The 21597-nt window shown below is 44.1% G+C and carries 20 protein-coding genes, 1 pseudogene and 1 riboswitch; of the genes and pseudogenes, 16 read left to right on the top strand and 5 right to left on the bottom strand.

What is annotated here, in order from left to right; translation table 11 throughout:
* Positions 1 to 55: 55 nt before the first annotated feature.
* Entirely contained in the window at positions 56 to 1495 is a 1440-nt protein-coding gene (locus Q0785_RS14690; RefSeq protein ID WP_298831305.1) for a glycoside hydrolase family 1 protein, read from the bottom strand.
* 603 nt (positions 1496 to 2098) lie between these two features.
* On the opposite strand from Q0785_RS14690, the gene Q0785_RS14685 reads away from it, so the two are divergent.
* The 3 genes from Q0785_RS14685 (at position 2099) to Q0785_RS14675 (ending at position 6574) form a co-directional block, all read left to right on the top strand.
* Positions 2099 to 4012, top strand: coding sequence for a beta-glucoside-specific PTS transporter subunit IIABC (locus tag Q0785_RS14685; RefSeq protein WP_298831302.1), 1914 nt, complete (start codon positions 2099 to 2101; stop codon positions 4010 to 4012).
* Between the two features lie 71 nt (positions 4013 to 4083).
* Positions 4084 to 5565: a 6-phospho-beta-glucosidase gene (ascB, locus tag Q0785_RS14680; protein ID WP_298831299.1), complete on the top strand. Its 1482-nt coding sequence runs from the start codon at positions 4084 to 4086 to the stop codon at positions 5563 to 5565.
* A gap of 136 nt (positions 5566 to 5701) precedes the next feature.
* On the top strand, positions 5702 to 6574 hold the full coding sequence (locus Q0785_RS14675; RefSeq protein WP_298831296.1) for a Cof-type HAD-IIB family hydrolase: 873 nt from the start codon (positions 5702 to 5704) through the stop codon (positions 6572 to 6574).
* A gap of 115 nt (positions 6575 to 6689) precedes the next feature.
* Here the strand turns inward: Q0785_RS14675 and licT are convergent, their stop codons facing one another.
* Positions 6690 to 7520, bottom strand: a complete 831-nt coding sequence (licT, locus tag Q0785_RS14670; protein WP_298831295.1) for a BglG family transcription antiterminator LicT — start codon at positions 7518 to 7520, stop codon at positions 6690 to 6692.
* Between the two features lie 334 nt (positions 7521 to 7854).
* Between licT and Q0785_RS14665 the strand changes: the two genes are divergently transcribed.
* A complete protein-coding gene (locus Q0785_RS14665) occupies positions 7855 to 8199 on the top strand; it encodes a hypothetical protein (RefSeq protein WP_298831292.1) in 345 nt (114 codons plus the stop codon).
* Positions 8200 to 8278: 79 nt separating this feature from the next.
* Here the strand turns inward: Q0785_RS14665 and Q0785_RS14660 are convergent, their stop codons facing one another.
* Together Q0785_RS14660 and Q0785_RS14655 are read right to left on the bottom strand one after the other, a co-directional pair.
* A complete protein-coding gene (locus Q0785_RS14660; RefSeq protein ID WP_298831290.1) occupies positions 8279 to 9613 on the bottom strand; it encodes a M23 family metallopeptidase in 1335 nt (444 codons plus the stop codon).
* Positions 9614 to 10011: 398 nt separating this feature from the next.
* Entirely contained in the window at positions 10012 to 10476 is a 465-nt protein-coding gene (locus Q0785_RS14655) for a universal stress protein (RefSeq protein ID WP_223636299.1), read from the bottom strand.
* Between the two features lie 223 nt (positions 10477 to 10699).
* Between Q0785_RS14655 and Q0785_RS14650 the strand changes: the two genes are divergently transcribed.
* The 9 genes from Q0785_RS14650 to Q0785_RS14610 all read left to right on the top strand — a co-directional run bounded on the left by Q0785_RS14650 (position 10700) and on the right by Q0785_RS14610 (position 16633).
* Complete coding sequence (locus Q0785_RS14650) at positions 10700 to 11362, top strand: Crp/Fnr family transcriptional regulator (RefSeq protein WP_298831744.1); 663 nt, start codon at positions 10700 to 10702, stop codon at positions 11360 to 11362.
* Positions 11363 to 11514: 152 nt separating this feature from the next.
* The gene (locus Q0785_RS14645; RefSeq protein WP_298831283.1) at positions 11515 to 11637 is read left to right on the top strand and encodes a cytochrome C oxidase subunit II; all 123 of its coding nucleotides are present in this window, start codon (positions 11515 to 11517) and stop codon (positions 11635 to 11637) included.
* A gap of 25 nt (positions 11638 to 11662) precedes the next feature.
* Positions 11663 to 12136: a cytochrome c oxidase subunit II gene (locus Q0785_RS14640; protein WP_298831280.1), complete on the top strand. Its 474-nt coding sequence runs from the start codon at positions 11663 to 11665 to the stop codon at positions 12134 to 12136.
* Positions 12133 to 13785, top strand: a complete 1653-nt coding sequence (locus Q0785_RS14635) for a b(o/a)3-type cytochrome-c oxidase subunit 1 (RefSeq protein WP_298831278.1) — start codon at positions 12133 to 12135, stop codon at positions 13783 to 13785. The genes Q0785_RS14640 and Q0785_RS14635 overlap by 4 nt, the downstream gene beginning before the upstream one ends.
* 474 nt (positions 13786 to 14259) lie before the next feature.
* A complete protein-coding gene (locus tag Q0785_RS14630; protein WP_298831275.1) occupies positions 14260 to 14817 on the top strand; it encodes an isoprenylcysteine carboxylmethyltransferase family protein in 558 nt (185 codons plus the stop codon).
* A gap of 153 nt (positions 14818 to 14970) precedes the next feature.
* Positions 14971 to 15390 carry an organic hydroperoxide resistance protein gene (locus tag Q0785_RS14625; RefSeq protein ID WP_298831272.1) on the top strand — a complete coding sequence of 140 codons (420 nt, stop codon included), beginning with the start codon at positions 14971 to 14973 and terminating at the stop codon, positions 15388 to 15390.
* A gap of 23 nt (positions 15391 to 15413) precedes the next feature.
* Positions 15414 to 15851 (top strand): MarR family transcriptional regulator, encoded by a 438-nt coding sequence (locus tag Q0785_RS14620; protein ID WP_298831270.1) that lies wholly within the window; start codon positions 15414 to 15416, stop codon positions 15849 to 15851.
* 37 nt (positions 15852 to 15888) lie between these two features.
* Complete coding sequence (locus Q0785_RS14615; protein WP_298831267.1) at positions 15889 to 16365, top strand: glutathione peroxidase; 477 nt, start codon at positions 15889 to 15891, stop codon at positions 16363 to 16365.
* A gap of 76 nt (positions 16366 to 16441) precedes the next feature.
* Positions 16442 to 16633 carry a DUF3934 family protein gene (locus tag Q0785_RS14610; RefSeq protein WP_223636320.1) on the top strand — a complete coding sequence of 64 codons (192 nt, stop codon included), beginning with the start codon at positions 16442 to 16444 and terminating at the stop codon, positions 16631 to 16633.
* Positions 16634 to 16710: 77 nt separating this feature from the next.
* On the opposite strand, the gene Q0785_RS14605 is transcribed toward Q0785_RS14610, so the two are convergent.
* A complete protein-coding gene (locus tag Q0785_RS14605; RefSeq protein ID WP_298831257.1) occupies positions 16711 to 18015 on the bottom strand; it encodes an MFS transporter in 1305 nt (434 codons plus the stop codon).
* A gap of 240 nt (positions 18016 to 18255) precedes the next feature.
* On the opposite strand from Q0785_RS14605, the gene Q0785_RS14600 reads away from it, so the two are divergent.
* The 3 genes and pseudogenes from Q0785_RS14600 to Q0785_RS14590 form a co-directional block, all read left to right on the top strand.
* Positions 18256 to 19035: a PAS domain S-box protein gene (locus Q0785_RS14600; protein WP_298831254.1), complete on the top strand. Its 780-nt coding sequence runs from the start codon at positions 18256 to 18258 to the stop codon at positions 19033 to 19035.
* Between the two features lie 109 nt (positions 19036 to 19144).
* A riboswitch (cobalamin riboswitch) is annotated at positions 19145 to 19324 on the top strand.
* 152 nt (positions 19325 to 19476) lie between these two features.
* A complete protein-coding gene (locus Q0785_RS14595; protein WP_298831251.1) occupies positions 19477 to 19962 on the top strand; it encodes an acyl-CoA thioesterase in 486 nt (161 codons plus the stop codon).
* Position 19963: 1 nt separating this feature from the next.
* Positions 19964 to 21586: pseudogene (locus Q0785_RS14590) on the top strand (ribonucleotide reductase N-terminal alpha domain-containing protein); the annotation flags it as partial.
* Positions 21587 to 21597 lie beyond the last annotated feature (11 nt).

Raw genomic sequence — 21597 nt, 5'->3', positions numbered from 1 at the left:
ACACAGAAAAAAGCATTAGCCCCCAAAAGTGGACCAATGCTTGATTTACTGAATATTATAGCTCTTTCCCATTTGTAGCAATAAGGTTTTGGTACCAGAAGAACGACTTTTTCTTCTTACGCTCAAGAGTACCGCTTCCATCATCGTGTTTATCTACATAGATGAAGCCGTAGCGCTTGGACATTTCACCAGTCGAAGCACTTACCAGGTCGATGCAGCCCCAAGGAGTGTAACCCATCAGTTCAACGCCGTCCTCGATCGCTTCACCCATCGCTTGAATATGCTCGCGAAGGTATTTGATGCGGTAATCGTCATGGATGCTTCCGTCTTCTTCCACTTCATCGTACGCGCCAAGCCCGTTTTCTACGATGAACAATGGCACGCGGTAGCGGTCGTATAATTGATTTAATGCAATCTGCAAGCCGGTAGGGTCAATTTCCCAGCCCCAGTCACTTGCACTTAAAAATGGGTTTTTCACACCTGCCATGATGTTTCCTGCTGATTGTTCTTCTGTGGTTTTTTCTTTCTTTTCCGTACGTGACATATAGTAGCTGAGAGAAATAAAGTCAACTGGGTGTTGTTTGATGATCTCTAAGTCGTTTTCCTGCATGTCGATATTGATGTCATTTTCTTTGAAATAACGTTTTGTAAATGCAGGATATTCACCACGCACCTGAACATCTCCACAAATATAATTAAAAATTTGTTCTTCCTTCATTGCATGCAAAACGTTTGCCGGATTGCTGTCGTATGCGTAAACCGGAGCATACAGCAACATGCAGCCGATTTGAGCGTCAGGACTGATTTCGTGGCAAGCTTTCACTGCTAAGCTGCTCGCTACAAATTGGTGGTGCAGCCCTTGGAAGCTTTCCTGCAAACGAACCTCTTCAGTAGCAGGAGAAAAGCCGAGACCGAAGATCGGCATATGTGTTGCGCCGTTGATTTCATTGAACGTCAACCAGTATTTCACTTTATCTTTGTAGCGGTTGAATAAGGTTATGGCATAGCGCTCGAAGAAAGCGATGACTTCACGGCTTTTCCAACCGCCATACTCTTTGATCAAGTATAAAGGCATTTCATAGTGGGAAATCGTTACAAGAGGTTCCATCCCATGCTTTAAGCACTCATCGAATACACGGTCATAGAATGCAAGACCTTCTTCGTTCGGCTCAAGCTCGTCGCCGTTCGGAAAAATGCGTGACCAGGCAATAGACAGACGAAAGGTCTTAAAACCCATCTCTGCAAAAAGGGCGATGTCTTCAGCGTAACGGTGGTAAAAACCAATGGCATCATGGTTTGGATAGGTATACGTTTCCTTATCGATTTCAAAATCGAAACCAGGTGCAGTGATTAGTTTGAAACGAACTTTTCCACCCGGCATAACATCTGCAAGATTCATTCCCTTACCGCCTTCAAGATGAGCACCTTCTAATTGATTGGCAGCTGTCGCGCCGCCCCATAAAAAGTTTTCGGGGAATTGATATGTCTTCGTCATTTGAAAAACCTCCATGTATGTATGTTAATTGCGTTTTCACGCGGGTAATAAAAAAACCCAAATCACGTAAGGAGACATACTCGTCCCTTAATCTGCGTGATTTAGGTTTTGCCTGCATAAGCAGTAACAATCCTAGAATATTTAATTGAACTAACCTTAACATTGCTTTTTTGATTAGGCAAACAATTTACAGAAAATTTTTTCTTGTCTCTTTAGTTTATGAATAGAGAGAAGAAGCCCATTCGAAACTAATAAATCAGTGAGTAAAGCAAATTCAAAGTAAAGTTTCGCATGAATTGTTTGAGTCCGAGCAAGCACCTCGCCTCTATTGGCTGGGGGTGGTGATTCCAGAAGTTTTATACATCAACTGAAACTCTTGTAGTTTTCGTAAAATTTAATAATTTTAAATGAAAGCGTTGACATATAATTTTGGTGCTGATATATTTAACCCATCAACTACATATCAATCCCTTAGGGTTGTTACTGGTGAAGCAGGCAAAACCTAAATCATAGAACGGTACAGAGATCTGTCTCTGACGTTGTATGATTTAGGTTTTTTTGTTTCCAAAATTAAATTGGTTGAATATCATGGGGGTGGAGAAGATGAAGTATGAGAAGTTGGCAAAAGAGATCATCGAGAATGTTGGTGGACGTGAGAACATCAATAGTGTAGTGCATTGTATTACACGCCTTCGCTTCAAATTGAAAGATGAAAGCAAGGCGAACAAAGAAGTATTAAAGAACATGGATGGTGTTGTAACAGTCATGCAGAGCGGTGGCCAGTATCAGGTAGTGATCGGCAATCATGTGCAAGACGTATACAAAGCGGTAGTTGAAGTAGGCGGCTTTGGAGCTAACGATGCGCCTGCAGAAGATTCAAGCGATACAAGTCTATTCAACCGATTTATCGACGTGATTTCCAGTATTTTCTCGCCTATTCTTGGCGTCCTTGCTGCAACCGGGATGATCAAAGGATTGAATGCACTGTTTGTAGCGCTCGGCTGGCTCGACACAACATCCGGTACATATCAGATCTTAAACGCTGTCGGTGACTCACTCTTTTACTTCTTCCCTATATTCCTTGGATATACAGCGATGAAGAAATTCGGCGGCAGTCCTTTTATCGGGATGGCCATTGGTGCGGCTCTTGTTTATCCGACCCTATCCGGTCTATCAGCAGGCGAACCGCTTTATACCCTGTTTAGTGGAACTCTGTTTGAATCACCTGTACATATCACCTTTTTAGGTATTCCGGTGATCTTAATGAGTTATGCATCATCCGTTATTCCAATTATTATTGCTTCAGCAATTGGCGCTAAAGTAGAAAAAATGTTTACTAAAATCACGCCTGACGTCGTAAAAACATTCATTGTTCCGTTTGCAACCTTACTGGTAGTAGTGCCGGTTACATTCATGCTGATCGGGCCGATTGCCACTTGGGCAGGACAACTGCTTGGACAATCAACCTTGTTCATCTTCAACTTAAGCCCGATTATCGCCGGCTTGTTTATCGGAGGGCTTTGGCAAGTGTTCGTTATCTTCGGTTTGCATTGGGGCCTAGTACCGATTGCAATCAACAACTTGACGGTTTATGGATCAGATCCAGTTCTGGCCTTGGCATTTGCCGCTTCATTTGCGCAAATTGGTGCTGTCCTTGCAGTTTGGATAAGAATCAAGAATCAAAAAATGAAATCACTTAGCGCTCCAGCGTTCATTTCCGGTATTTTCGGTGTTACAGAGCCGGCAATTTACGGAATTACGCTCCCATTGAAAAAGCCTTTCATCATAAGCTGTATAGGTGGTGCTGTTGGTGGTGCAGTTTTTGCATTTGCCAATTCAGCGGTTTATATGATCGGCGGACTTGGAATTTTTGGAATCCCGTCGATGATTCCTCCTACCGGAGAATTAGGATTTGGCTTTTGGGCAGTTGTGCCGGCAATTGGAATCGCCTTTATCCTTAGTTTCATCCTTACGTACTTCTTCGGTTTGAGCAAAGCAGATACTACAGCTGGAACTCCAACGGAAACAGTTGTTGTTCAAAAAGAAGAAGCATTGCTTGTAGGCAATCAAATCGTGGCAAGCCCTATGGAAGGACTTATTAAGCCGCTTTCGGAAATCAGAGATGCCGCATTTTCATCGGGTGCTCTCGGCAAAGGGATAGCAATCGAGCCGACAGAAGGAAAGTTGTTTGCACCGGTATCCGGCATTGTCACCGCATTGTTCCCAACGAAACATGCAATCGGCATTACAGCAGACAGTGGTGCGGAAATATTGATTCACATCGGCATGAATACGGTTCAGCTTAACGGCCAGCATTTTACGGCTCTTGTAGAACAAGGTGCTCAGGTAGAAAAAGGCCAGCTGCTGATTGAATTTGATATTGAAGCAATTAAGAAAGCTGGATTTGAAGTTACGACGCCTGTAGTCATCACAGATACTGGAAAATATGCTCAGGTCAACACAACGACAGACAAACAAGTCAAATGGGGCGAGCCGCTCATTTCACTGGACATTTAACTTCACAAAAATAAGTAGGAAGAAAAACGGAATTCCGTTTTTCTTCCATACATAAAAAAGGAGATAAATTCATGACATCAACTACATTTCCAAAAGGGTTTTTATGGGGCGGTGCAACAGCTGCAAATCAACTAGAAGGCGCATACAATGCAGGGGGAAAAGGGCTGTCGATTTTCGATATGGTTTCATTTGTGCCGATAGAAGAACGCAGCAACGACATTGAAATGGACGTAAAAAGCGAAGAAGAATTGAACGCTCTGCTGGCAGAAAACGAGAAAACCAATTTCCCGAAGCGCCGTGGCATTGATTTTTATAACCGTTACAAGGAAGATATTGCTCTATTTGCAGAGATGGGTTTTAAAACGTTTCGTCTGTCGATATCCTGGCCGCGTATTTTTCCAAATGGTGACGAGCAAACACCAAATGAAGAAGGATTGGCTTTCTACGATCGAGTGTTTGATGAGTTGCAGAAACACGGTATTGAGCCATTAGTGACCTTATCGCATTATGAAATGCCGCTTCACTTGGTGCAAAAATACAACGGCTGGACTGACCGTCGCTTAGTGGACTTTTTCGTTCATTATGCAGAAACGGTATTCAACCGTTACAAAGATAAAGTGAAATATTGGCTGACATTCAATGAAATCAATATCTCTATGTTTTCACCGTACATCGGCAGCGGAATTTTGGTTGACCGTCTTGAACATAAGGAACAAGCGGTATATCAAGCGCTGCATCATCAATTTGTAGCGAGTAGCTTAGCGGTAAAGGCATGCCACGAAATTATTCCTGGTTCCCAGATCGGCTGTATGCTGGCTCGCATGGAATCCTATCCGGAAACATGCAGCCCGGATGATGTGCTGGCAGCACTGGATGAAGATCAGAAAAACTTGTTTTTTACAGATGTTCAAGTACGCGGCTATTACCCAAGTTTCATGAACCGATACTTTAGAGAAAATAATATTCAGATTGAAATGCTTCCAGGCGATAAAGAAATCTTGCTTCAGCACACTGTCGACTTTCTGTCATTCAGCTATTATATGTCAATGGTGGCAAGCGGAAATCCGGATAAAGCAAAAGAGAAAGGAAACTTTTCTCTTGGCATCAAAAATCCATATTTGGCAGCTTCGGACTGGGGTTGGCAGATTGATCCGAAAGGCTTGCGCATAACGTTAAACAAAATGTATGACCGCTATCAAGTACCGTTGTTCATTGTTGAAAACGGTTTAGGGGCATATGATGTAGTGGAAGAAGATGGCTCGATCAACGATGATTACCGCATCGATTACCTTCAAGCCCATATCGAACAAATGGGGGAAGCGATTAAAGACGGCGTTGAACTGATGGGTTATACAAGCTGGGGCTGCATCGATTTGATTTCTGCCAGTACATCCGAAATGTCCAAGCGCTATGGATTTATTTACGTGGACCAAGACGATTATGGCAACGGTACGCTGGAAAGAAAAAAGAAAAAGTCATTTGACTGGTACAAAAATGTAATCGCCACTAACGGCGAAGAATTGCATCAGAAAAGTTTAGATGAAGTAAAGTAACGGGAAAGTGCCTTACTCAGTAGAGTAGGGCACTTTAAACTCGTTATAAAAAGGTTCCAATCAGAGCAGAAATAAAATAATGCTCTATACTGGATGCTAGTACTACGTGTGAATTCAGAATAAGGGGTGGAGAATAATGAAACTGATTGCGATAGATTTGGATGGCACGTTGCTGTCTCCAAAAATGGAAATTACTGAAGAAAATCTTGGAGCAATAAGAGAAGCGCAGAACCAAGGGAATATGGTGATGATCTGCTCCGGCCGCGCTCCGGAAGATATTCAACAAATCCTTAAAAAATACGATTTGTCGATTCCATTGGCCGGAAGCAATGGATCCGTCGTGCAAGCCCAAGGCCGTGTTCTGCAAAGTGTATCTATGAACAGAGAAGATATCATCAAGACTGCAGAGAAGCTGGATGAGGATCAGTTTCCATATCGAATCTACACCAATTACGGTATTTATATACCTGAAGACTGGTCAGAACGAGTAGAACTTGCGATGAAACAGGAACAGATCAAAGTCGAAGGCCTTTCAGATGAAATTTATCAAAAAATTACGGAACAGCCGCAAAAATCCAGTCTCATTAATTTCTTCGAGCATTATAGCGAGTTGTTTAACAGAAGAGATTTAACCATCCAAAAATTCTTTGTACTGACTTTAAACAGCAGCAGTAAAACAGCGTTATCCGGCTATTTGGAGGGCATCTCTACTATCGGCATCACTTCTTCGAGCCCTTTGAATATCGAAGTGATGGATCAGCATGGAAATAAAGGGAGCGCTCTGAAAAGAGTAGCTGAGCACTACAACATTCCCTTAGACGATACAGTGGCTATTGGAGATAACTTTAACGATATTCCGATGCTTGAAGTGGCTGGACTTTCAGTTGCGATGGGAAATGCAGAGCCTCAAGTGAAAGAGGTTTGTGATGTTGTTACACATTCAAACAATGAAAATGGTGTAGCATATGCCATAAATAATTATGTATTGACTACTATCCAAGCCAAATAGTAAAGCCAGTAGAGATATACGATTAAAGGAAAAGAAAAGATGCCTGATTGGGGCATCTTTTCTTTTTTACGTATAAGAGTTTCTTTTAACGAAGAGTTTTTACTTACTAAATGATCTATCTTTTTACGACGCGTTCAATATGAATCGTTAAGTAAAGCATTTCTTCGTTGGTCAAGTCATGGCCATATTCTTTCTTAATATACTCCTTGATTCTATTCGTGCATTTTGCTGCGTCTGGGTGCTTTTGTTTGACCATAGTATACAAATCATCATCTGTTCCTTCATAATGTGTACCTTTAAAAATACGTTGGGCGAAAAATTTCAAATGGGTGATAAAGCGCATATAATTTAAGGAATCCTCTTCAAATTCTACTTTGAAATGGTATTTGACTATTGTAATGATTTGATGGATGAACTTTGTAATATCCAGCGTAGTCGATACATTTTCATTCATCTCTGCATTAATTAAATGAATCGCGATAAAGCCTGCCTCGTCTTCAGATAACGACACATTGAACTTATCATTTATATGTTCCACAGCTTTCATGCCAACTAAAAACTCTTCCTTATAGAGTTGTTTAACTTCCCATAACAAAGCATTCTTTATTTCAATGCCGTCCCGAAACCGCTCCATCGCAAAATTGATATGATCCGTTAAGGAAACATAGATATTTTCATTTAATTTCTTGCCCAGCTTATTTTTTGCGTAGGTAATGATTTCTTCAACCGCCACCATATGATCAACAGGCACTTCCCGAAGAAGCATCTTAAAATTATCGGACGTTTCTTTGTTTTTCAACGCAAACACTTTTTGGATTTTTTGCTGATCGACCTCTTGGCCAGGCTTTTTCTGATAAGCCAGTCCGGTGCCCATTATCACCAGTTCCGAACCATCTGGCTCCAGCACACTAATTACATTATTATTAATAACCTTAGCAATTTTCATGGCTTCTCCTCAGTTCTTTCGTTATCCAATATAAATAACCTAAGTCATACTAAAAATAGATAAAATCACAGTGATTTTAACCTTTTAGCGACTTAGGTTTTGCCTGCGTCATCAGTAACAATCCTAATATTCAAACTATTCATCTAGTTAGTCTAGTATATCTTTGTCTTTCTGCATTGTCAACGCTTTCAAAAGGCACGTTTCTGTAAAAAAGGTGAAAATTTTAAAAGCTTATAGTTCTACTTTAAAATAAAAATTTTTCCGAAATAACACAATCGCTGCTTTTAATTGGTATAATAAGAACAAACGTTCTTATTTGAAAGGAGTGAAGAATATGGAGGAGAGAAACAGTACCAGCAAAAGATATGTAAGAAGGCAAACGCGATGGGAGGGACTGTTCGTATCGGAGCATGCTTGGGATTCCACAGCTGACTTTATTAATGATCCGCAGCCAATGCTCAGTGCTGATGAGCAAGGGGCCATCCTTGATATGCTGGTAGTGGCTTGTGAGCGTAAGTGCACTGTGTTTATCCAATCATGGCAAGAACGCCATTTCCACTACTGCCGTTGCACGATCCGAAAACTGGATCAGGAGAAATGGGCAGTCACCTATGAAGACTCGTTCGGTGAACGGCAACTTGCAATCGGTATGATCACTTCAATACATATGCTTGATTAAGCAAAGTTTTACAGGAAAGTTGACTGGATTTAGCATGTAAAAAAACCCGGCATCTCCAAAGAGATGCCGGGTTTTACTATTAGCGTACGTAAGGAGCAGGGTTGACGGCATTCGAGCGTGCACCGTTCCAAGGTCCTACATGAATTTCAAAGTGAAGATGCGTGCCTGTTGAACGGCCGGTGTTGCCCATGCCGCCTACTTGCTGACCTTGTCCGACTGACTGTCCAACCGATACATTGATCGAGTTCATATGGGCATATGCGGTAGCGTGAGTCTGGCCGTTGATGGAATGCGTAAGGATAACGACATTTCCATATCCGCCCATGCTGCCGGCGTACGAAACAATTCCGCTCGCTGCGGCAACAATCGGTGTACCCGGTGAATTTGCGATATCCATTCCAAGGTGTGATTCTGCTCCGGCTCCGATGTCACGGCCGCCGAACCCAGAAGTGAAGCGTCCAGTTGATGGCAAGATGAATGTTGAGCTGCCGGCATTGGAAGAAACAGAAGCTTGTGTAACGGTTGCTGCCGGTGCTGCTGAAGCTGCAGATGCGGCTGCTTGGCGCTGAGCTTCCGCTTTACGTGCAGCTGCTTCTTTAGCCAGACGTTCTTGTTCTGCTTTTCTGGCGATTTCTGCCAGGCGTGCTTGTTCTGCACCAATTTTCTTGGCGAGATCTGAACTGATATTCATCGCTTTATTATGTTCCGCTTCAAGAGCTGATTTTTCTTTAGCCAATCGTCCCTGTTCGGCTTTTAGATCTTTTTCAAGTTGTGCCTGTTTATTCTTTTGAGCATCCAATGAATTCTTCAAGTCGACCAATTCCGCTTTTTTAGCTTCCTGTTCCGCCAACTTCGTTTCTACTTCTGCTTTTTGTTCAGCCAGCAGTTTTTTATCTGCAGCTTGTTCACGCATAATTTCACGGTCTGCTTCGATCAAGATGTTAACTGCTGAAAAACGGTCAATGAAATCAACAAAGCTGTTTGCTCCAAGAAGTACATCTATGTAATCTACTGAGCCGCCACTTAATTGGATGGCACGAGCTCGTTCTTTCAGAAGCTCTTCACGCTCCGCAATTTTTCTTTCCAATTCTTCAATGGACTTTCTCAACTCGTCAATTTCGACTTTCGTTTGGTCGATTTCGGCTTGAGCCACATCAATTTTGGTTTGTGTTTCGATGATTTGGTTATCCAATTCGCGGATTTTTGCGATGATTTTTTCGAGTGTGGTTTGATTTTGGGAGATTTCACTTGTTTTTTGCTGAATCCCTGAGTTCAATTCACTTTGTTTCTGTTGAATCTCTTGTTGCTTCTTTTCTAAATCACTTAGTTTATCTGCATTTGCAGTCGGCAAGAACATCGTTAAAGCCAGTACTGCTGATAATGCGATCATCATAATTTTTGATAATGAATTCAAACTCTCGCGCCCCTTTCATTTTCCGTGGCTATCTATAAGTTATACTGATAAATTTATTACATAATCGATAATTTCCTTGGCATTTAAGTGGCCATAGGAAAAATCCAGCAGACCCATTGTACCACCGCATAAACCTGTTTATTATTACAGTTTCTTATCAATTAGAATGCGAACATGACAAAATGTCAGAATATAAGCTTGAATCTGCTATTCTATAGCATCAATGTGACGTTTTAGTGAAATATCGTTATCCTGAAAATGAGGACTTGATATTTATCTGACTATTTACATGCCTTCTTGTTGCTGTGATAAAAGGCGAGGATAGGTTAGGACGAGTGAAGAGGTAAAAAGACAAAAAAAAAGCCTTCCCAGGAATTTAGTTTGGGAAGGACTTTCGATTATTCTTCTGCTAATACGTCAGCTTGTTCTCTGCGAACGACCAGTACATCACATTTGGCAGAACGGACAATCCGTTCAGAAACGCTGCCCATGATAAACCGTTCAGCGGCATTCAATCCAGTAGCGCCGCAAACGATGACATCGATGTTCAATTTAGGTGCCAGTTCTTTAGGAATGGCGACTTTAGGGACTCCGTATTCAATAATGACATTTACATCCTTTACGCCGGCAGCCAATGCTTCTTCTTTATATTTGGCCAGCAGCTCCTGGGATGTTTTTTTGGTGCGGTCTGCAATTGTCCGATCGTAAGCCTCGATGGAACCGAATGAACGGTTATCGATAATGTGGGCCAGATGCAAGGTGGCATTGTTCCGGGCTGCAGCTGCAGCGCCTTTCTTAAATGCCAATTCTGCTTCTTTGGAACCGTCTACTGCTACTAAAATATTGGAATATTTTAAAGTCATTCAGCATTCCTCCTCGTCTCTATACTAGGAACTTCGCTGTCGTGATCTGGAGTTCCTTCTTATCTGTCACATTCTTTTGAAAAAAGGTGTCGAAGTCATGAACTTTTGCACGGATAAAAGGAAATTCATGTTAAAATAAATGAAATCGAAGCGTACGGAAGACATGTTGAAAGGTGGCTATAAAGTGAAGGCCGGAACAGTAAACACGGATGGACTGACAGGGATGGAAGAATTGCTGTCAATACGCCATCAAACCAAAGAATTGAAGAAGGATAGTTACTTATTCCATGAGGGAGATGCCATCGGCGGGGTCTTCATCATTCGCTCCGGGAAAATACGGATTGAGAAAGTGACACCGAACGGTCGGGAGCTTACGCTGAAAATCTGCGGTCCGGGACAGCTGGTCGGAGAAGTGACGATTTTTTCTGAAGCACCTAAATATATGCTGGATGCCCGTGCGATTGAAGACACGGTATGCCTACATATTTCGATTAATGATCTGGAAGAAGCCTTGCTGTCGAATGCGCGGCTGTCCATCGCCTTTATGAAATGGATGGGAATCGATCAGCAGAAAACTCAGACGAAATTCCGGGATTTGCTGTTGCACGGTAAAAAAGGAGCGCTGTATTCGACATTGATCAGACTTTCCAACAGTTATGGGGTTAAAACAGAAAAAGGGACGCTGATCGACCTGGTCCTGACTAACCAGGACCTGGCAAATTTCTGTGGAATGACCAGGGAAGTGGTCAACCGCATGCTGAATGATTTGAAAAAGAATGGCATAGTGAGTTTACCAGAAGGAAAAATTCTTATTCACGATATGAGCCATTTAAAGACAGAAACAAATTGTGAAAACTGTCCCATTTATTTATGTAAAATTGATTAATAGGAGAGCTTGCCCATGCGGCGAGCTCTTTTTTTGTCTAAAATTTGTCAATCTATTAAAAATGAGGTTCAAGTGTGAGAAATGTCACAGTGCCAGGCAGGACGATAGCATAGGCTGAAAGTAAGAACAAAAAGCATTAGAGGTGAGAAGAAATGAGTCAGGAAAACCGGGAGCCGGAGGCCAATCTAAAAGGAACTTTAGTAAGTGTTTTCATAGTGGGATTGATCATCATCGTGATGTGGATCGCCGTTTATTTATTGTACGTAGCCCGTTAAGGCAGGACGAAAGGAGTAGGTTTAAATGCATCTTCATAAATATGAAAAAATTTGGCTGGTGTTCGGTATTGCATCGCTGATTGTATTTTTAAGCGTCGTCGGAGTGAGCGCCTTTTCTCAAGATCACACCCCAGCTGGAGGGATGGAAACAATAGATCCCAAAAAAGTGAATGAAACAGCGCCATTTGATAACCCGGGTGTAACCCAATTGGATGAAGACACGTATCAGGCTACGATCGTAGCTATGGCCTTTGGATACCAGGTACCGGACTTAAGAGTGCCGGTCGGCAAGGAAATTATTTTTAAAGTGACCAGCACCGACGTGGTCCACAGTCTTACAATCGATGATACAAAAGTCAATATGATGGTCGTTCCAGGCCGGATTACCACAAAATCCTACACGTTTGAAGAACCGGGCACATATTTAATTCTTTGCAATGAATACTGTGGAACGGGTCACCATATGATGTATACAGAGATAGAGGTGTACGAAGAATGATTGCTGTGCAAGATCGAAAAATCGCTTTATGGAATATCGGCGTAGCTTATGCTGCATTTCTAATAGGTACATTATGCGGACTGCTTCAGGTTTTTATCCGCAATGACGCTCTTCAATTACCGGCTTGGCTGGACTATTATCAAATTTTAACGGCGCACGGCGTCTTACTCGCACTTGTATTTACGACATTTTTCATTTTTGGATTCTTTATTACCGGTATGAGCAAAAGCCTCGGAAGCTTCGGGCCGAAAGTCCGCTTGTTTTCCTGGATCGGTTTTTGGGTGACGTTGCTTGGAACGGTCATGGCAACAGCAATGATCGTGGCCGGTGAAGCTTCCGTCATGTATACCTTTTATGCACCACTTCAGGCAAGCGGCTTTTACTATGTAGGGCTTGCTCTTGTTATCGTCGGAACCTGGATCAGCAGTTTCGCACTGGTGGGACATTACAGAGTATGGCGGAAAAACAATAAAGGGCAGTTGAGCCCGTTATTCGCTTTCATGACCATCACCACCATCATCATGTGGATCATCGCTTGCCTTGGTGTCGTGGCGACAGTATTGTTCCAATACATTCCTTGGGCGTTCGGCTGGACCGATACCATTGATGTGGAACTCAGCCGTACCTTGTTCTGGTTCTTTGGGCATCCGCTCGTGTATTTCTGGCTATTGCCTGCATACATGGCCTGGTATGTCATCGTACCGAAGATCCTGGGCGTAAAAGTATTCAGTGATTCTTTGGCACGTTTGTCTTTCGTACTCTTTATCCTGTTCTCCATTCCTGTCGGATTCCACCATCAGCTGACAGAACCGGGAATTTCGAACTTCTGGAAATTCCTTCAGGTGGTGTTGACGTTCATGGTCATCGTGCCTTCATTGATGACTGCGTTCTCGATGTTCGCGACATTTGAAATCGCCGGACGTAAAAATGGCGGAAAAGGCCTTTTCGGATGGTTTACGAAATTGCCATGGAAAGATATCCGCTTTACATCGATTTTCATCGCGATGGCATTCTTTATCCCTGGTGGAGCTGGCGGCATCATCAATGCAAGCTTCCAGCTGAACGAAGTTGTGCATAATACCTTATGGATTGTTGGACATTTCCACATTACGGTTGGAACTCCAGTGGCCATGACATTCATGGGATTGACGTTCTGGTTGATTCCTTATCTGACAGGCAGAAAATTCACCAAGTCCATGAAAGTGCTTGGACTCGTCCAAATCATCACTTGGTCAATCGGTATGCTCTTGATGTCAACGGCACAGCATCTTCTGGGCCTTCTCGGAGCGCCGAGAAGAACTGCGTATTCCGGTTATAACGATCACCCAGCTGCCATGGAATGGTTTGATGGCATCTTGACGAATCACGTCACGATGGCCATCGGCGGAAGTATATTATTCGTATCGGCGATGATCCTTATCTATATCGTTATTATGACGATGTTCCTGTCGCCTAAAGCGGTCGAGCCGAAGGATGTGGTTGACTTCCCGATGGCGGAAAGTGACATGACCCGTACGCCGAAATGGCTTGAAAATTGGTGGATTTGGATTGGTCTCGCTGTTGCACTCATTGTCATCGCTTATGCAATTCCGTTAAGCCATATGATTCAACATGCACCGCCAGGCTCAGAAGGATTCAAAACTTGGTAGGAGTTGAGGAACAATGTTCACGATGGTACTTTCATTAATGGTTGTTTTTATCGCATTCACGGCAATGCTGGTTGAAATCTCTTCTACAGAAGAGTAATTGGGAAGCAGCAGCACCAGTTTTCAAGGAAACGTAGATAAAATCATAGAAAAGAGTCCATTGCCGGGTCGGCAATGGGCTTTTTTTTCGGATTCTGGCAGGTGTGTGGTGTGTTTATGGTCGTTCGTGCGGATTTATGGGCGCTCAGGCCGATTTGCAATCGTTCAGCAGGATTTACAGCCGTTCAATCAAATTTACAATCGTTCAGCCGAAATCCCCGCAAAAACTCCCATGAGCTTGGACGGAAGTCAGAGCAGCAGGATGCATTTCCGGCTGCCGATGTTTGGATGAGCTTGTTTGGCAAGGGATAGCAATTGTATTGTTTCGGAATGTTCTATATATTGGAAGGAAATGGACAGGAAGTTGAGGCCTCTTTTATGACGATTATGGAATGGATTTTTACGGCAATAAGCTTATTGTGGATCGGCGAATTCGTGATTTTCCGCAATCGCGGCGTCGGCCAGGGCGATTCTTTGGAAAAACGGACTTTTTTCACTATTTTCACGGTCTTGATTGCCACAATCATTGTGGCGATGATGCTGCAGGAGTTGCAGCCATTCACAGCCTTGGCGTTGGGCGGCCAGCTGGTGGGGATCATTTTGCTGGCATCAGGAGTGTTTCTGCGCTTCTGGGGAATTATACACTTGAAGTCGCAATTCACACGTTACGTCACAGTTCGCGAAGGGGATGAAATCGTCAGCACTGGCCCGTACCGGAAGCTGCGGCATCCGCTTTATACCGGACTTCTGCTGATTACACTTGGCATGGCGCTGTTTTTCAGCAGCCTGGTTGCTGCAATTATTGGAGGAGTGGCCATGGTCTGGGCCCTGCTTCAGCGGATCGATTATGAGGAGCAGTTGCTGGTTGAAAAGTTCGGACCGGATTACGAGCAATGGATGAAAAAGCGTGCGCGCTTGATTCCATTCATTTATTAGTATAGAAGGAACTTAATCGATCTTTACAAAAAGACTTTATTCGCCAGGACGGTGAATAAAGTCTTTTTTAGATATGAGCATCTTTATTTACATCGTACACGATATAATATAATGTAGATCGTGCAAGATATAATCGGATGGAGGAAAACATACATGAAAACACTATTTGAAACGACAATGATCAATACAGGCGGAAGAGACGGAGCGGTTTATTCACCGGACAATATTTTCTATTTGGACGTTGCAAAACCACAGGCCCTTGGAGGTTCAGCAACAACAGCAACGAACCCGGAACAGCTTTTTGCAGCAGGTTACAGCGCATGCTTCAACAGCGCATTGGAATTGGTGCTGGAAGCTGGTAAAGTGGAAATAGAAAAGAGCGAAGTGACAGCGACTGTTGCATTGATCGGAGACAAAGACAATGGCGGCGTTAAGCTGTCAGTGAAACTGGTAGTCGATATCACAGGCATCGATGAAGAGAAGAAACACGAATACGTAGAAAAAGCGCATCAGTATTGCCCGTATTCAAAAGCGATCAAAGGATCCGTGGATGTGGAAATCAGCGTTCTATAATAACGAGTATAGGTGAGATGTAAATGGAAAAACCGACGAAACTTGAACAGCAATTATGTTTTGAAGTCTATAAAGCTTCCAGTAATTTTTCAAAAATGTATGCGAAAGCGCTGGAGCCGTTCGGGCTGACGTTTCCGCAGTATTTGGTGCTTCTTGTCCTATGGGAAGAAGATGGACTGCTGACGAAAAACATCGGTGAACGGCTCGGCCTTGGCACGGGAACCTTGAATCCCATCATCAATCGCATGATCGAACAGGGGAGGCTGATCAAGCAGCAATCCGAAACCGACAAACGAGCGTTTACGATTTCCTTGACGGAAAAAGCCCGAAGCGAACAAACGGCGGTTGAACAGGCCGTCTTCGATAAGCTTACGAGCTGCAACTTCATGGGCGTCAACGCCATCACCTTGATGAAAAACCTGAAAGAGCTGAATGCGACTTTTAAAACCATGGATCTGTAAACTATGCTTTGAATCACCACAAAAGGAGTGATGCCGGATGAATATTTACGATATTGCCGTACCAAAGCCGAACGGTGAAGAATACCAATTAAGCGAATACAAAGGCAAAGCCATGTTGATTGTCAACACGGCGACCAAATGCGGGCTGAGAGATCAGTTCGACAGCCTGGAAAAAATGTATGAAGAATATAAAGACCAGGGACTGGTAGTGTTAGGTTTTCCGTCAAATCAATTCGGACAGGAAAAAGACAGCGGAGAAGAAGCGCAGGAAGCGTGCCGCATGACTTATGGGGTCACTTTCCCGATGCACGACCTCGTGAAGGTCAATGGCAAGGATGCGCATCCGCTTTTCAACTACCTGACTGATAACACAAAAGGGTTTCTGTCGAGTGGGATCAAATGGAACTTCACGAAATTCCTGATCGACCAAAACGGCAACATCGTTTCGCGTTTCTCGCCAAAAGACAAACCCGAATCCTTTGAAAAAGATATTCAAAAAGTGCTTGGCCAGTAATAGCAAAACCTTTCTATTCCACTCTGAGCCCTGATGTGATAAGCTGTACATCATCGTAAGTAATGGAGTGATTAAAATGAGCAAAGCAAAAGCAAAAACGAAAAGCGGTACGGGCCAGGGAACTGGCAAAAAAGGCTGGACCCGCTGGAAAGCCGGCGCCAACAAGGCCAAGAGTTTTAAGCCGTACACCAGTAAGACCAATAAAAAAGCCGACGAACCTAAAACAGATAAGGAACGAGCCTCTGAAGCTGAATGGGTCGATGCATAGATAGAGAAGTAATGGGTTGTCCAAATTGGGCAACTTTTTTTATTTGCCCAGTAGTCCAGTTGCATCAAAAAAACCCTTTACTCCGCGAGTAAGGGGTTTTCTGGAGGTCCATAAATCTCTTCAATAACGGGTTCTTTTGCAGGCACTTCCTTCATCGGTGGATTCGCCAGCAAAGCCGAAATGATGCCGAAAACCGGAAAAATCATCAGCGTCCAGAGGATTTCAATGTAGCCGCCGAACAGATCGAAGGCGATGCCGAGCGGCAACGGGCCAAGTGCAGATCCCGTGACGACCATCGCCATCGAGATGCCGCTGATGCTGCCAATGTGTTTCCGGCCAAAGTAATTGGGCCAGACGACAGCCATGACGATCCGCTCGATTCCCATGCTGACGCCCCAGACCAGGCCGAAAATGACGGCGGCTGCCAAAAAGTCAGCTTTCTGCAGGAGAAACAACGATAGGAGCTCCCCTGCAAAAACGATCGTCAACATGTATTGAACTTTTACTTTTTCCAATAGGATGCCAGTGATGAATGTGACCGGCAAACCGATCAATGCCGTTAAGCTCAAAATGCCTGCGGCGGTTTCAAGGGATAGGGATTTTTCAGCGAAGATGGAAACCAGGTGGAAGGTCAAGCCGGTATTGACGATTCCGGGAATGGCGGCGCATAGCAGCAATAACCAGAATGCTCGGGTTTTTGAAGCTTCCTTCACCGACCAGCTGACTTCTTCAATGGCCATTTTTTCAGGTTCTTTCCTTAGTTTATCGCCGTTGTCCGGCAATAAACCCATTTCTTCAGGAGAATTTTGAATGAGGAAAAGAGCAAGCGGTGTAAAGCAAACAATGATGATGACCCCTAAAATAAGCCACGAACTGCGCCAGCCGAATGACTCGATCAGCCAAACATTCAGCAGGGGGAAAGCAGCGGAACTGACCAATCCGCCGATTGCGGCAATGCTGATGGCGCGCCCTCTCTTTTTGACAAACCACTGGGGGATGAGTGAGCTTGAGATGAGCGCCATGGAACCTTGTCCAAGCAGCCGGATAAAAAAGAAGCCGATGAACAGCATGACGAGACTTGTTACGAAACTGTTGAAGAAGCAGGCCACCGCAAGGGCGATGGAAACAGCAACCGCCATTTTTCGTGAACCGTTGCGGTCAATCAGCCGACCGACAAAAAACAGCAGGAAGCCAGCGGTTAAGGTGGCAGCTGAGTAGATGCCGGAAACCGTCGAGCGGCTCCAGCCGAAGTCTTCTATATAATAATCGATGAAAATCGAGTTGGAATAAGTTTGTCCGGGGCCAGAGAAAAATTGGGACAAGGCTGCAATCGCGATAATGACCCAGCCGTAATGAAAAGCATTTCCTGTTAATTGTTTCATGGTGTATCTCCATTTGCCATAACTTTACGTTACTGTATTTCCAAAAACGGTGTCAAAAAGATATTCCGAAATCACAATTTCTTATCATAGCATAATTTTTCTGTTTTACAAGTTTTGAAATAGAAGTGTAAATAAAGGAATGATTCAGATATTTGAAACATCTGCAGACCCTGAAAGTTTTTCTGAAAAAGTGTAAAATAGAGGATAAGGCAGTTTCTTAGCCAGAAGGAGTGAGAAAAAATGCCAAGTTTATCGCCAGTACCACAACTGAGCATTACTGAAAAAGAAGAAATCTATCAGCAAATAGCGGAGTATTCGAACGAAACGACCATCATCCATTCAAATCAGAAAGTCCTATATATAAATCAGCCGGGATCGGATTTTTTCAAAGCCAGCAAAGAGACGCTCATCGGTGCGAATGTGGTGGATGTTTTTACTGAAGACTATAAAGAGCTCATCACTGAACGCATCCGCACGGGCATGGAAGACCGCGCGATCGGAGAATTGATGGAGACCACCGTTAGACGTTTTGATGGGACCCTAGCAGATGTAGAGTTGTATTGTTATCCCGTTCAGTATGGAGAAACGGTTGCCATTCAATCGATCATCCATGACATCAGCGCGCAAAAACAAACGGAGCGGGACTTATTGCAATTGAAAAACGAAATATCGACCCCCATCGTTCCGATCATTGATGGCCTGGCCGTGTTGCCGCTTGTGGGTTCTGTCGATGGTGACCGAAGCAATCGGCTGCTTGATATCATCCCGCAAAAAATTCAAGGGGAGAACCTGCAATGCCTCATCATCGATGTATCCGGCATCTACAATATCGATAATGTCGTAGCGGAGTTTCTCTACAAGGTCGATCACATCATGCGCTTGCTCGGCATTCAACTGATTTTCACCGGAATTCGGCCAGAATTGGCTTTGAAAGCGATTGAAGCACGTGTAGATTTCAGCCAATTGACAACTATGGGTACAGTTAAGCAGGCGTTGAAGCGGCATTTGACGATCAAATAAAACCTTCACCCAACCAGAAGGTTGAAAAATTTCTTGTCAAAGCAATGAAAGTGATTTATAGTTTAGAAATACAATATTTAGTGATTTGATGAAAATAAAAACTATATATAGTAGAACCAATAACGAAGGTGCCTGAAAAGGCTTAATAGGGAAGCCGGTTAAATTCCGGAGCTGTTCCCGCAACTGTAAGTGCTGACGAGCTATCGCAATCCACTGTCCAATGGGCGGGAAGGAGATAGCAGAGGATGACGCACAAGCCAGGAGACCTGCCTTCGTTATCGTTTATGATCTTCTCCGGGAGCTGAGAGGGATAACAAAGGTATTTATGTGTGGAACAGCCCTTTTCTGCTGTTTTCATCTGATATTCTGCGTTTTCAACCCCATCCTCCCTGAGAGGATGGGGTTTTTTCTTTTTACTCAGAGATGGAGGATTGAATGCAGATGACGGAACCGTTAGCAGCAGGCGTAGCAAGAACCATTCAAACAAGGCTGGTGCTGCCCCCGGACACCAACCATATGGGCACCATTTTCGGAGGCACGGTATTGGCTTATATTGATGAGATTGCCGCTATCACAGCGATGAGACACAGTGGCAAAGCAGTTGTGACAGCGTCGATTGACACCGTAAATTTCCTGTCTTCTGCGAAAGTGGGAGATATCCTCATTTTGGAAGGTGTGGTCATTTCAACAGGCAGAACATCGATGGAAGTATACGTCAAAGCCGAATGCCAGCATATTGAAACCAGTGAAAAAAGTTTAACGACTACGGCAATCCTGACGATGGTGGCAGTCGACAGCGAAGGCAAACCGACACCTGTAACTGGTGTGATTCCGGAAACGGCTGCCGAAGAAAAGCTATTCAAAAGCGCCCAGGAACGCAAGCAGCGGCGCATGAAAGTGAACGAATACGCAAAGGAGTTGTGCTGATATGAATACGAAAATCGAAGCAACAGAAATGAATGCAGTGGAAAGAGCCCTTCAACGGGCAACGGATGTATATGGACTGGATACGCGTGAACTGCTGGAACGGGCAGCAAAGTTGGCTGGACAGGCAAAAGGAGAACAGTCGTTGCTTTATGCTTTGAACCGCATCACCATGGATGAACCGGATTGGACATACGTGGCGGCAGAATTGTATGCAGTCGACTTGTACGGAAAAGCTGCAGACAGCCGCAGATTTTCCGCTTCAAAGAAATACGGCGATTTCTATGGGCTGATTGACGAGCTTACACAGATCGGTATTTATTCCGAAGAGCTCCTTGCGGCGTATTCGAAAGAAGAAATCACTGAATTGGGACAGGAAATTGCACCGGAGCGGGATTTGCTGTTCAACTACATCGGCTTGTTTCTGCTGGCTGACCGCTATTTGGCGAAAGATTATGAAGGACGCTTGTTCGAACTTCCACAGGAACGTTTTTTGGTCATTGCGATGACCTTGATGCAAAACGAATCGAAAGACCAACGGTTGGAACTGGTCAAAGAAGCCTACTGGGCAATGAGCCATCTGTATATGACAGTAGCGACCCCGACTTTATCGAATGCCGGAAAGAGCTTCGGCCAATTGTCTTCGTGCTTTATCGATACCGTCGATGATTCATTGGATGGCATCTATTTGAACAACTGGGACATCGCACGCCTCAGCAAAGATGGCGGCGGTATCGGCATCTATTACGGAAAAGTGCGGGCTTTGGGCTCGGACATCAAAAAGTTCAAAGGCAATTCGTCAGGCGTCGTGCCGTGGATCCGACTGGTCAATGATACGGCCGTCAGTGTCGATCAGCTGGGCCAGCGCCAAGGCGCAGTGGCGATTTACTTGGACGTTTTCCACAAGGATATCATGAACGGATTTTTGGATCTGAAGACCAATAACGGTGACGAACGCCGCAAAGCGCACGATATTTTCACCGGTGTGTCGATTCCGGATCTGTTTATGGAACGGCTGCAGGAAAAGGACGAAACGGGCCGCAGCATTGGGGAATGGCATACCTTCTGTCCGCATCAGATCAAGCAAGTGATGGGCTGGAAAGACGAAAACGGCAACGCGTTGGGTCTCGAAGACTTTTACGATGAAACCGATGAAAAATACTTCAGCGAGAAATACCAGGAAGCTGTGGAACATCCGCTATTGCCGCGCAAAACTTACCGCGCGATGGAGATTATGGCGCGCATCATGGTGTCGCAGCTGGAAACCGGCACACCGTATATGTTCTACCGGGACGAAGTGAACCGCCAAAATCCGAACAAGCATACAAGAGGCAGAGGGCTTACATCGATCTACTGCAGTAATTTGTGTACAGAAATAACACAAAATATGTCTGCAACAACCATCATGAAAGAATATACCGATGAAGACGGCAACCTTGTCATGGTTCGCAAGCCGGGGGATTTTGTTGTCTGTAACTTGTCATCCGTCAACTTGCCGAGAGCGGTCAAAGCGGACGTGTTAGAGCGGGTGATACGGGTTCAGGTGCGCATGCTGGATAACGTCATCGACTTGAATACGATTTCTGTCGGGCAGGCTGATGCCACGAATAAAAAATACCGCGCCATTGAGTATCCAGT

Origin of the sequence: uncultured Planococcus sp., from assembly GCF_947501725.1 — a bacterium.
GTDB classification, from domain to species: Bacteria; Bacillota; Bacilli; order Bacillales_A; family Planococcaceae; genus Planococcus; species Planococcus donghaensis_C.
Note: the sequence above shows the minus strand (reverse complement) of the source record. Positions and strands in the feature narration are given on the sequence as shown.

Coding starts and splice junctions, on each gene's coding strand:
- Q0785_RS14690 (WP_298831305.1), bottom strand. CDS start 1,495: ATGACGAAGACATATCAATTCCCCGAAAACTTTTTATGGGGCGGCGCG.
- Q0785_RS14685 (WP_298831302.1), top strand. CDS start 2,099: ATGAAGTATGAGAAGTTGGCAAAAGAGATCATCGAGAATGTTGGTGGA.
- ascB (WP_298831299.1), top strand. CDS start 4,084: ATGACATCAACTACATTTCCAAAAGGGTTTTTATGGGGCGGTGCAACA.
- Q0785_RS14675 (WP_298831296.1), top strand. CDS start 5,702: ATGAAACTGATTGCGATAGATTTGGATGGCACGTTGCTGTCTCCAAAA.
- licT (WP_298831295.1), bottom strand. CDS start 7,520: ATGAAAATTGCTAAGGTTATTAATAATAATGTAATTAGTGTGCTGGAG.
- Q0785_RS14665 (WP_298831292.1), top strand. CDS start 7,855: ATGGAGGAGAGAAACAGTACCAGCAAAAGATATGTAAGAAGGCAAACG.
- Q0785_RS14655 (WP_223636299.1), bottom strand. CDS start 10,476: ATGACTTTAAAATATTCCAATATTTTAGTAGCAGTAGACGGTTCCAAA.
- Q0785_RS14650 (WP_298831744.1), top strand. CDS start 10,700: ATGGAAGAATTGCTGTCAATACGCCATCAAACCAAAGAATTGAAGAAG.
- Q0785_RS14645 (WP_298831283.1), top strand. CDS start 11,515: ATGAGTCAGGAAAACCGGGAGCCGGAGGCCAATCTAAAAGGAACTTTA.
- Q0785_RS14640 (WP_298831280.1), top strand. CDS start 11,663: ATGCATCTTCATAAATATGAAAAAATTTGGCTGGTGTTCGGTATTGCA.
- Q0785_RS14635 (WP_298831278.1), top strand. CDS start 12,133: ATGATTGCTGTGCAAGATCGAAAAATCGCTTTATGGAATATCGGCGTA.
- Q0785_RS14630 (WP_298831275.1), top strand. CDS start 14,260: ATGACGATTATGGAATGGATTTTTACGGCAATAAGCTTATTGTGGATC.
- Q0785_RS14625 (WP_298831272.1), top strand. CDS start 14,971: ATGAAAACACTATTTGAAACGACAATGATCAATACAGGCGGAAGAGAC.
- Q0785_RS14620 (WP_298831270.1), top strand. CDS start 15,414: ATGGAAAAACCGACGAAACTTGAACAGCAATTATGTTTTGAAGTCTAT.
- Q0785_RS14615 (WP_298831267.1), top strand. CDS start 15,889: ATGAATATTTACGATATTGCCGTACCAAAGCCGAACGGTGAAGAATAC.
- Q0785_RS14610 (WP_223636320.1), top strand. CDS start 16,442: ATGAGCAAAGCAAAAGCAAAAACGAAAAGCGGTACGGGCCAGGGAACT.
- Q0785_RS14605 (WP_298831257.1), bottom strand. CDS start 18,015: ATGAAACAATTAACAGGAAATGCTTTTCATTACGGCTGGGTCATTATC.
- Q0785_RS14600 (WP_298831254.1), top strand. CDS start 18,256: ATGCCAAGTTTATCGCCAGTACCACAACTGAGCATTACTGAAAAAGAA.
- Q0785_RS14595 (WP_298831251.1), top strand. CDS start 19,477: ATGACGGAACCGTTAGCAGCAGGCGTAGCAAGAACCATTCAAACAAGG.